The sequence below is a fragment of the Longitalea luteola genome, assembly GCF_017356035.1.
GTDB lineage: Bacteria > Bacteroidota > Bacteroidia > Chitinophagales > Chitinophagaceae > Niastella > Niastella luteola.
On record NZ_JAFIQX010000017.1, the window covers coordinates 1 to 11,072 of the forward strand.

Sequence of the window (11,072 nt, forward strand, 5' to 3'; positions counted from 1 at the left end):
GGTCCTTTTCCAATGTTTCTTGTCCGTTTTATTTGGCTGCAAAACAACTACTTTTCTCCTAAATCCCCCAACTTTTCAACCTGATCCGTTTTTCACGCATTCACTGTTTACACGACACATAAATGACACATTTAATGACATACAAAAATCAGCTTCGTTTTATGGGTCCCGTTAATCTACGCCCGGAACTGGAGGCTAATCCACTTCGTTGTACTCAGTTTGTTCCGACGTGACACATGGCTCGTTTTACACTTGTTACACTGATTTAGCAACTTTTCGACTAAAGATGTCGCCAGTATTCTACGCCGACATTTTACAGATTATAAGGGCAAACAGCAAAACACCATTCAGAAAGAAATTGCTACCATCACCCCACATGTGGATCCCCATTCTGGAAGGTTTAAGCGTTTAGACAAGGCGCTTCAGGACTTTTCTTCTGTTAATATTGGCTAAATTATTCCCTCCTGACCCACCAGCACGAAAATCTAAGCACTTTATTCTAAGTGTACCCTATCACGCCATTGAGATCACCCGCCTTGCAACGAACAAATAAATCAAATACGTGAAAAACACCCGTATTTAAAAAGGAGAAAAATTAAAACTTTGGAATTACAAGTCAATATTTTTTAACCCTTAATTTAACCGGTATGAGCGCAATGAAAGTTTCCCTGTCGTTTATTTTATGCCTTTTTTTTTCATACTCTTATTCTCAAGGCACATCTAAAGCCTCGCCCAACGTGACAGATACGGGAAAAGTAGAAGACATTAAATCGGATACAGCATTACTGAAATCGATTGAAAAAAATACTGAAACATTAACAAAGCCGACGGTAGACGAAATTAATGGCCTTACAAAAATCAAGGAAGCAATTGAAGATGAAATAAAAGCCATTAAGCATGACAGAAACAAGGCGCTCGCAGAAAGGCAATCTGAAATTGCTGAAAAGGAAAAAAAGTTAAGTGGGGTTAAAGAACAAATAACATCTTTGCAAGAGCAATACAATAAGCAAAAAGCCGCTCTTGATGATTTAAAAAGACGAACACAAGACCTCAAGCAGAATGCAGATTCTTTACAAGACGTAGTTAGAAAGTTAGATACATCCAAAAATAAATTACAAGCGGTGTCGGATTCATTAAAGAATGATTATCAACAGAAGCTATCTACATATATCAGCGAGCTGGCTAAAAAGGAAGCTGAGATCGCTAAAAAGGAAACTGAGCTTGCAAAGAAGGATGATTCTCTCTCTGTGATTGCTAAGATCAGGCTTGAAGACGTAGCGGTAGAGGTGAACAAAAAGCGGAAAAAGAATTTCGCTATAGATCCTGAAAGGATTTATGATATTGATAAAGGCAGTAAGGAAAATTTTTTATCTGCAAAAGATAGCCTTGCAAAAAAAGATACTGTAGAAATTAATCTGGCGAATATTAAAGAGGTTAGAATAAATGTAAGTGAAGGGTTGATAAATGAAATAATTGTTAAAACAGATATCGGAGTTTTTAGAAATAAAAAGGCACCTATTGATATAGTTCATTTGGGAGAACGTTGGGAGGATAAATTATACAGAGAAGGGACTGATTCAGCTAGATATATTTTTTTAAAGCAAGTAATTTCTTACACGCCCATACGATCCTATGGCGATTTACCGTATGCCCAATTTGATATTACTTTGACCCGCGATAGCAGTAATCGAGAATATGAGATAAAGGAAAGTACTTCAATTAATTCCTATTTTGATGTTTCTGTTTTTACCGATGTAAAAGGCATTTCAGGTGATGCTAATGGGCTTGCTCAAATTACAGCTAACGCCAAGTTTATTACCAATACACGCAACGCTGCTAACAAAGCACTTATTTTTAGTAATTATGTTTCATTTTATGGCGGTTTATCCAAATTCGATAATGATTTTAAAGGCACCCCAATTTTAAATGGAGATAGTATAAATCGAAAGGACTTATTTCAGCGGTCTAATTATTCATTGGGTTTGAAATACAATGTGCTCCATTGGGTTAAATCTCCCTATCCGCAGCGATTGATCCAAGATATACAGCTAAATGTTGGATATAACTTTATAGGCTCCAAAGTGCTCAATACCTATTTTAAAGATAGTGCCAAAACCGCGATGGATACAATCGTTAGTACTGTGACACACAACCAAATATATATTGAACCGATGATTGGGTTTAGTCGGCATAGAAATTTTAATATGACCATAGGGCTTCCTTTTTTTGTCCAAAACTTGAAAGCAAGTTCAGGTATTGCCAATCGTGAATGGGAGTTTTGGGCTTGTCCGGCAATCACACTAATGTACTATTCTGGCAGGGAATCACGAAACAAACTGTTTTTCCGATACAACCATTTCGTCAATCTAAGCAATACAAAACAAGCCTTTACCCAAATGCAGTTAGGGTATTCGGTGAATATTACCGAGCTTTTGAGTTCGAAAAAATAGATTGCGTGCGCAACCTGCTATTATCGTAATGAATAGCGCATAAAAACTTTATTTATCAACAATTTTATGCGCTATTTTATATATTTAATTCAAAAGATGTTGATCCTGGACTTCCCAAACTCCACGACTTCGGAGTGGCTGCCTGTCTGGATGCTGTTAAAAAAAGGTGAACTACAATACTGATCAAACCAGCTTTTTATTTAAATTACGAAATCTGTTAAGGTTATGATACTGCCGTTATGAATAGATATTGTTATTTATCGGTTAGGGTAGCAGCGTTACAACCTAATTTAGCGTCCGTAGGAGTTTTTTTATTCAGAAAAAAATTCGTGTATGGATCTCGAAAGCATGCAGTACTATGAGGAAAGCCCTGAAGAAAAGCGGAGAAGAAAGAAGGCAGAAGAGGAATCTGCTAAATTTATGGGAGTTCTTTTAAAAACCATTGGTACATGGTTTTTACTTGCATTTATTTATAGTAGTTCGCTTTTTGCAGCATATTTTATCCTTAATGATTCTAAATTCTTTGCAAGCCTGAAAGGTTGGGAACAAGTGATCGCGGTAATGTTTCTGGCCTATTTAATCAGTAGCCTGGTCTTTTTTCTCAAAGGGATCATGATCGTTTTGAGAGCATACCGCAATTGGTGGTGGATAGTAATTTGGGTGGTATGCTTTGTTTTTGTGTGCCTGCTGCCTACTGTGATGGTTTATTTTATTCTTGAAAATATATTAGGTCCTTCCATCCCCGCAAAGAGGGATGGTATAAGCCATTATCAATTCTGGAGCCAGGTAGGTGCTATTGTTGCGGGTGGTTTTATTTACCACAAGTATGGCTTAAGCCGGGATAATGTCCTGAGAATTAGTGCCTGGGCATATTCATTAGGAAAACGTGCAGGACTTGCTTTGACAGGTCACAGAAAGTGATCCATTGCATATCTGATCCAAGTAAATTCGGTCGATTCTGATAACGCTTTATGCATGCGATATCCTGCATAGATTGAACGTTTATCCTATCATTTTCTGCTTCCTCGACGCTTTTTACTTTTTAGCATCATGTTTTCGTTCATGCGGAGTCTGTGCAACTGTAAAAATCTACAATGATTCCCTTGTTGCGGCTTGACAATTATCATTTACTTTATTAATTAATGTCATATCGCCGGGCTTACCTGGACAGACAGGTTTTTCCTGGAAATGGGGGCCAGGTTAGAGAAAGATCCCCGGGTGAAAAAAGAAATGTTAAGTGTTAAAAAAGAAAATATCGCTGCACTCATCAAAGATGTGCAAGCGCTTATGCTCTCGTCAAAGACCGCCTATAAATCAGGAAGAAGTAAACATGAACTCAGCTGAACAAACACCATTTTCGGATGTAATATCCCAATCGTGGATATTGTAAGTTCCTTCCACAGTAAGTTTGGCGGGGCCATTGGAGCGTTATTTTAGCTGGCTTAAGCTGTTAATGGAAGTGAACAGACTGCTTATGAATATGACAAAGGCAACAGCGACAGGCGTTATATGCAGAAAAAAGCGTTTCATTGTATGTCGTTGGGTGATGAACAAATTGATGATGTAAAACTATTGCCTGGATTTTCCAGAACGTATGACCTTACTAACGGACCAGTCTGACTGATATCAGGTGTGCGGATGACAGTGTACCGTTGGGCAATAAAGAAAGGCAGCCGGATGGCTGCCCTTGTTCCCTTTTGAAAATCCGGGTTGCGATTTATAGGATTTTTTATGCGTTACTGTCTTTTTTCTGTCAGTTTTAGCATACCGGTTACTCGCTCCATGGCGAATGAATAATAGCATCGCAGAAATTCTTTCTTTCAAAATTCGGGATCATAAAGGCACAGATGTCGGCATTGATAGTACCATACGTAGTTTCAGGTTTGTGTTTGAAGCCTTCAAAAAACGCAGGAATGATCTTTTTCTTAAAGCCGGTACGTGGAAATTGTCTAACGATTTCTTCCCGATTTTCTGCAGACAACTGGTCGTATCCCCTGCCAACCACATCCAGTGCCACACCATAATTTAATAACGAGACTTCCGCCTCTTTATGGGGCGCGACCCCAGGTATCGTATGCAAGGCGATAGCGTCCCATACGAGCTGTAGTGTCTGCTTTGGCATTCCATGGCTTCTGAGAAATTCACGGGCCGCATTCGCCCCGTCTACCTCAAAACATTTGTCAGGACTACTGTAATGTGAAGTAAGCCCCAGATCATGAAAAGCCGCGCTGACATACAAAAGTTCAGGGTCGTACGTGAGCTTTCTTTGCTCGCCATTTAACGATGCAAATAAATAAGTTCGCAATGAATGATTATACAATAATTCGCTTCCATGTTCGAGCAATAATTCCGTAGCCTGACGGGCAATAATGCTGTCAGGTATTTTGATACCGGCAACAGTTTTAGGCAGCTTCGTTGTCATAACGTTTCATTTTAATCAATAATTTGCATCACTTCACTTAAACGGGTATAGTTTTGGTGGAAATACCCACACGATTCATAAAATTGATATGACATACCAGCACGATTAGATCGGCTATTTCCTTGACCATGGCGTTTCAGATGAAACCTTCCCATGCGGAAAGCGCAAAGATCCTGCGCGGCAGTTCTCCTGTTTTTAAAGCTTCATGGGTATGATAATCAATACAAAAAACACATTTGTTAATTTGAGAAACCCTGATCTTGATCAGCTCTATCAGTGACCTGGGTATTGAAGAGCCATACAGCCGTTGATCCATTGCAGCGATTTGCTCCCAGTATAATGGTTCTTCTTTCCATACATCTAAGCGATGCTTAATTGACTTTATCATAAATTAAACGTTTTATATTGACAAAGTTCCACACAGGAGTTATTTATCTGCTTAAACTGGTTTAAGAAATGTGTTTCGCAATGCAGGCCAGCACTTTCGTTCGAAATCTCCTAATTTTGGCAGAAAAGGTTTTGCATGCAGCCTACTCCCTCCATAGAAAACTATGTTCGAAAATATGTTGATCTAAATGATGAAGAATTGGCCCACTTTGCATCAGCTTTTAAAGAAGTGAAAGTCAAAAAGCGGCAATTCCTCATACAGCCGAACTTTGTGGCCCGTCACCGGTATTTTGTACTCAAAGGCGCTGTAAGAGCTTACGTAGTGGCAGAGGATGACCAGGACAATACCATACAGCTGGCCATTGAAGAATGGTGGATATCGGATTATAACAGTTACATGTTTCAGCAGCCTGCCAGTATGTTTGTGATGGCGGTCGAGGATAGTACGCTCTTGCAGATCAGTTTTGAAGATGAACAGCGATTAAAAGCATCAAATTATAAATATGAAACCTTTTTCAGGATGATTGCTGAACGCGCCGCAGCTTTTATGCAAAGACGCGTTATTACAAGCCTCACTATGTCGGCCGAACAGCGATATGATCTGTTGATAGAAAAGTACCCTGAAATGGCAAACCGGTTCCCTCAATATGTTATTGCCTCTTATCTTGGTATGACTACCGAGTTTCTTTCCCGCATTAGAAAACAAAAGCTTAGGTCAAAAGGATAGCGCCAAAAAAGTTGAACCAGTTCAACGTTTTTTATTAGCCTGGTTCATTTTTTAAGGTTTTTCAGAAAGTGATTTTTGCATAGTCAATATCGATAATAGTAAAAGATTGAAACATGCAAAAATTACAAAACAAAGTAGCTGTTGTCACTGGTGGCGGCAGCGGTATCGGATTGGGTATTGCAAAGGCATTTGCGGCAGCAGGAGCCCGGGTCATTATAACTGGCCGAAACAAGGCCACGCTTGATAAAGCAGTGCAGGAAATTGGACACGATGCCGTGGGGCTGCCAGGCGATGTGTCTGATCTTTCACAACTTACAGGCATTTATCAAACCATCGACAGAAACTATGGACGTATTGATGTGTTGGTGGCCAATGCCGGCGTGTATATAATAGGGCCGCTTGCTACATTTACTGAGGAAATGTTTGACAAAGTGAGCGACATCAATTTTAAGGGAACTTTCTTCACGGTGCAAAAGGCATTGCCGGTGCTCAATGAGGGCGCATCTGTGATCCTCGTTTCCTCTACTGTAAATGGAAAGGGCATTCCAAATCATGCTGCTTATGCGGCTACTAAGGCTGCCACGCGTTCATTGGCCAGAAGCTTCTCCGCCGAACTGCTCAACAACAGGATCAGGGTCAATACGCTGACACCTGGTCCCATCGACACTCCCTTGTTTACTACTATAACAAACAATGCAGAGGAAGCAAAAGCAATGGCGGAAAGCATGGGCAACTTCACACCCGTAAAAAGACTGGGAACACCGGAAGAAATTGCTGCAGCAGCATTATATCTCGCTTCAGATGACTCTGCGTTTATGCTTGGTGCCGAAATCCTTCTCGACGGCGGTCTGAGAGATCTGTAAACGTCAATACTTCAAATTTATGACGGTTAAAAATGAAGGAGAGCACGGGGTTTCCCACACATTAATAGAAAACGGGAGCCAGAGAACCGGCTCCCGCAATAGTGTAATTATGTTGATTAAAATTATTCACTTTCCCCGCGCATTAACCGATGTGCGATGATCAACACGCCATATACCATTTCTTGAAACGAAAAGGGCGTAATGAATATATCAAAACGACAATTTTCTACCAGGTCTGACGCACTTCTGATCCATGAAGGTGTGCCGTCAAAGGCAGCGTTGATCTTAAGGTGCACTTCAGAATCTTTCAAATTCGGAAAACATTCAAAAATATTTTTTCCTTTCAATTCATCCGCCGTTTTTCCGCAGCATTTTGATAGGGCTTTATTGACAGCAGCAAGTACCAACTTTTTATCGAGTATCATAATTAGGTCATTGCTGGCGTCAATGATAGTTTCTGCCATCTTTGCCCGGTTATTCAACAATAATTGCTTCTCCAGCAAGACCCTGTTCAATTCGGAAATCCTGTTTTCCTGTTGAACGCTGTTCGAAATATCCTTGATAATACATAGTATACCGTGCAACTGGTCTCGCGTATCATGCAAAGGCATAATCTTCCATTCAAAATACTGGTTGGCTTTTTTCATAGGAAAGGTGCGTACAAGGGAGCGGCCCTTAAGAACAGATTCAAGATGCTGAAAAATAGCACTCCCATACCTTGCTTCGGGGAAAAAGTAAAACAGGTTTTTTTGAAACGCATCATTTATTGCACGGCCCAGTTTGTCTTCAGCTACTTTATTTACCATGGTGATCTGTAAATTTTTGTCGGTAGCAATAATCATATCATTTGAATGTTCTATAATCAGCCTGCAAAGATCAGTATCTGAAAACATAAACCTTTCCGTTACATATTGCCTGTCTTTATTCTTTTGTTCCATAACCGATAATTTTTAATTATCTATCTTCTTCTATTCTTCTGCTCTTTTCATAGAGCAAACAACCATGCCCCTTACGCAGAATACTGTACAGAATTAACATTTTATGTCAACCAGAGTAACCAGGCAGCTACCTTCAAAGAATGTAACAACCAACGCTATGGAGCCAAAATTTTCTTATGGCGATAAAGTAGTGGGTAGCTGGGTATTGAATTTGGAAGACATCAGAGATGGGAATGTGTACCTGTTAGTTACAAGGAACGGCATCTTATTGCGACGAATTGTAAACAAGCTCAGTGACCGGAAAAGTCTGCAGCTCATTTCCGATACATTAAAGTACAAAGACCAATATCCTTTAATAGAATTGTCTCCAGATATAATATATGAAGTATGGCTTGTGGAATATGTTATCAGCTCAAATCTTGACCAACCGATACAAAATGTATATGTGAAGATCGCAGATCTGGAAACTAAAATACAGGACTTATATAAATCAATGCAAAAAAGTAACACGCCTTAGAAATGAAAAAGGACATTAAAATTTACCTTGTTGATGATGATGAGGAAGATAGATTTTTAATGTTACAGGCTTTTAAACATTTAGGCATTGACGAAGGTATCTTACAATTCTCAAACGGCAAACAACTGATAAAGCATTTGAGCAGCTTGGAGCCTGACCATTTTCCCCAGCTTATCATCCTGGATTATAACATGCCCGTGCTAAACGGGTATGAAACTTTATCGGAAATCAAAATAAAGAACCTCTCATCTTCTATAAAGATTGTTATATATAGCACATCTATAAACGATCAGCAAAAGGCACAGTTCAAAAAAAATGGCGCATTAGATTGTTTTATAAAACCGACCACTTTTTCAAGACATCTTGAGATAGCCAGAACCTTTTTCGATATTGCTTTAGAATCACACAATTAATCCACTTCGATGACATCCTGCCTATGCAGTTAAACCGGCTAATGGGAATATTGAATGGTGGACGCATCCACAAAAGCGATATATTGTCAATATTGCAGGTAATTTTGACATTTTGGTAAATAATAAGACGGCTATGAAATCGGTTTGCCAGCTGGTAATATATGGCAAAAATACAGGCTGAATGCCATTTTGTAATGACATGGGCGTTGCTATCGGGTTTGCATACTTTTTGTTGAGCCGGTTATTATAACCGATCACAATGAAAAAGTTGATCGCGGTACTGTTTTTCCTGGCAATAGGAATAAAAGTGTCAGGCTGCCCGGCTCAATATAGTGAGAACCGGCACAGCATCTTTGCCGTGCCGTTCGAAGAAAGCGATACCAAATGCCAGCAACTTGATTCGAAAGAAAAGTTTGAGGAAGAATCTGCTGTAGTAACTTATTTCGCTATAGCATGTAATTCGGCAAAGAGTGCCAGGTATATTATCCATCCTTATACAGCTGCTTCTTCTCATGAAATGGAACCGTCTTTCCCTCCTCCCAATGTAGGTCTGCATTAGCAAACGTCTCCTGAATCAATCGACTGTTTTTCAAAATTTGCTTAACCATAAATACGGTAAGACATGAAAGGTGTGTTTAATTCAATAAAGAATGACATCTCTTCAGGTATAGTTGTATTTCTTGTGGCTGTCCCATTGTGCTTAGGTATCGCGCTTGCCTCAGGGGCTCCTTTCTTTAGCGGCATGATTGCCGGAATAATTGGGGGTATTGTTATAGGTTCCATAAGCAATTCATCCCTGAGCGTCAGTGGCCCGGCAGCAGGCTTAACTGCTGTTGTACTGACAGGCATTGCGACGCTTGGATCGTTTCAGATCTTCCTATGTTCCGTATTTCTTGCCGGAGCCTTACAGTTTGTGCTCGGTATGCTAAGAGCTGGCAGTGTAGCCAATTACTTCCCGGGAAGTGTTATTAAAGGAATGCTTACCGGTATAGGCATTATCATAATCATGAAACAGCTTCCACATGTAGTGGGTTATTATCAAACAACAACTGCAATAAATAGTGTTAGTGATCTGTTATCAAACTTTCATCTCGGGGTAACAATTATCTCACTGTTGGCTTTCCTTGTGCTCATATTTTGGGAGAAAAAATTGGTAAACAAAATCAGGCTAATACCGGGCGCCCTTGCAGCAGTTATCCTGGGCGTTATCGTGAACCAGGTCTTTGTCCTTCTTTATCCGGAAATGGCCCTTGAAGGCCGCTATCTCGTAAATGTGCCCGTGGCCGATACTGTAACAGATTTCCTGAATTTTTTTACCTTACCCGAATTTTCTTCAATATGGAATGACGATGTATGGATAACAGCCGCTACCATAGCGGTAGTGGCTTCTGTTGAAACATTGCTTTGTATTGATGCAGTAGATAAGATGGACCCTTTACGCAGGGTGACCGACCAAAACCGGGAATTAAAAGCGCAGGGTGTTGGTAATATGGTTTCCGGACTGCTTGGCGGCTTGCCGCTTACAAGCGTCATAGTGCGTTCTTCTGCCAACGTGCAGGCGGGAGCAAAAACAAAAGCATCCACCATTACGCATGGGCTGCTGTTGCTGGCATCATGCGCACTGGTGCCTCAACTGCTTAACAGAATTCCTTTGGGTTCGTTGGCGGCCGTCCTTATCGTTACAGGATATAAACTGGCGCGCATCGAGATATTTAAAAAGATGTACCGCAGTGGGATCTATCAATTTCTTCCTTTCATAATAACCATTGTGGGAGTGGTTGCTACCGATTTGCTTAAGGGTGTGGCATTGGGGCTCGTTACCAGTGCAGCCAGCATTCTTTATTTAAATATGAAAAACGCCTATTATTTTCACAAAGAAAAATATCACGACGGAGAGATCATAAAAATCCATCTTTCAGAGGAAGTTTCGTTCCTGAATAAAGCAAGTATAAAGATGACACTGCAGCATCTTCCGGCGCATTCAAAAGTGATCATCGATGCCAGCAATGCAAAATACATTGATTTTGATGTGCTGGAACTGATCAGGGAGTTTAAAGACATACAGGCTCCCGAAAAACAAATTGATTGTCAGTTAATGGGCTTCAAAGACTCTTATGGTGTAAACAACATGTACGCTGTAACTTCTGAGCCTGCATCAGCCTTTAAAAACAATATTGTTCACTCAGATAAATATGCAAATGTTTGAGAGCTTACCTCAATACCACCCGCGTTGCCAAAAAATAAAACCGCGATGTAGAAACATCGCGGCTTTTGGTTTAAGGCCCTGACAAGTAGCTTAATTAAAATAGGGTTCATCGTTAGCAACTGGTTTACTGTTCATTTACAAAGATTGTA

Annotated in this window: 11 protein-coding genes; 8 read left to right on the plus strand and 3 right to left on the minus strand. The window is 40.1% G+C overall.

What is annotated here, in order from left to right; all coding sequences use genetic code 11:
- Positions 1-647: 647 nt before the first annotated feature.
- The gene (locus JUB15_RS26985) at positions 648-2,450 is read left to right on the plus strand and encodes a hypothetical protein (protein WP_207515780.1); all 1,803 of its coding nucleotides are present in this window, start codon (positions 648-650) and stop codon (positions 2,448-2,450) included.
- Between the two features lie 333 nt (positions 2,451-2,783).
- A complete protein-coding gene (locus JUB15_RS26990; protein ID WP_207515781.1) occupies positions 2,784-3,371 on the plus strand; it encodes a hypothetical protein in 588 nt (195 codons plus the stop codon).
- 850 nt (positions 3,372-4,221) lie between these two features.
- Here the strand turns inward: JUB15_RS26990 and JUB15_RS26995 are convergent.
- Entirely contained in the window at positions 4,222-4,872 is a 651-nt protein-coding gene (locus JUB15_RS26995; protein WP_207515782.1) for an HD domain-containing protein, read from the minus strand.
- A gap of 136 nt (positions 4,873-5,008) precedes the next feature.
- Positions 5,009-5,260 carry a carboxymuconolactone decarboxylase family protein gene (locus tag JUB15_RS27000; protein WP_207515783.1) on the minus strand — a complete coding sequence of 84 codons (252 nt, stop codon included), beginning with the start codon at positions 5,258-5,260 and terminating at the stop codon, positions 5,009-5,011.
- 135 nt (positions 5,261-5,395) lie between these two features.
- Between JUB15_RS27000 and JUB15_RS27005 the strand changes: the two genes are divergently transcribed.
- Together JUB15_RS27005 and JUB15_RS27010 are read left to right on the plus strand one after the other, a co-directional pair.
- Positions 5,396-5,986 (plus strand): Crp/Fnr family transcriptional regulator, encoded by a 591-nt coding sequence (locus JUB15_RS27005; protein ID WP_207515784.1) that lies wholly within the window; start codon positions 5,396-5,398, stop codon positions 5,984-5,986.
- Between the two features lie 113 nt (positions 5,987-6,099).
- The gene (locus JUB15_RS27010) at positions 6,100-6,849 is read left to right on the plus strand and encodes a glucose 1-dehydrogenase (protein ID WP_207515785.1); all 750 of its coding nucleotides are present in this window, start codon (positions 6,100-6,102) and stop codon (positions 6,847-6,849) included.
- A gap of 122 nt (positions 6,850-6,971) precedes the next feature.
- Here the strand turns inward: JUB15_RS27010 and JUB15_RS27015 are convergent, their stop codons facing one another.
- Positions 6,972-7,742 (minus strand): PAS domain-containing protein, encoded by a 771-nt coding sequence (locus JUB15_RS27015; RefSeq protein WP_207515786.1) that lies wholly within the window; start codon positions 7,740-7,742, stop codon positions 6,972-6,974.
- 202 nt (positions 7,743-7,944) lie between these two features.
- On the opposite strand from JUB15_RS27015, the gene JUB15_RS27020 reads away from it, so the two are divergent.
- From JUB15_RS27020 to JUB15_RS27035, 4 genes are all read left to right on the plus strand, one after another.
- Entirely contained in the window at positions 7,945-8,304 is a 360-nt protein-coding gene (locus JUB15_RS27020) for a hypothetical protein (RefSeq protein ID WP_207515787.1), read from the plus strand.
- Positions 8,305-8,306: 2 nt separating this feature from the next.
- Positions 8,307-8,717, plus strand: a complete 411-nt coding sequence (locus tag JUB15_RS27025) for a response regulator (RefSeq protein WP_207515788.1) — start codon at positions 8,307-8,309, stop codon at positions 8,715-8,717.
- Between the two features lie 259 nt (positions 8,718-8,976).
- The gene (locus JUB15_RS27030) at positions 8,977-9,276 is read left to right on the plus strand and encodes a hypothetical protein (RefSeq protein ID WP_207515789.1); all 300 of its coding nucleotides are present in this window, start codon (positions 8,977-8,979) and stop codon (positions 9,274-9,276) included.
- 63 nt (positions 9,277-9,339) lie between these two features.
- On the plus strand, positions 9,340-10,923 hold the full coding sequence (locus JUB15_RS27035; protein ID WP_207515790.1) for a SulP family inorganic anion transporter: 1,584 nt from the start codon (positions 9,340-9,342) through the stop codon (positions 10,921-10,923).
- The last annotated feature ends 149 nt before the right edge of the window (positions 10,924-11,072 follow it).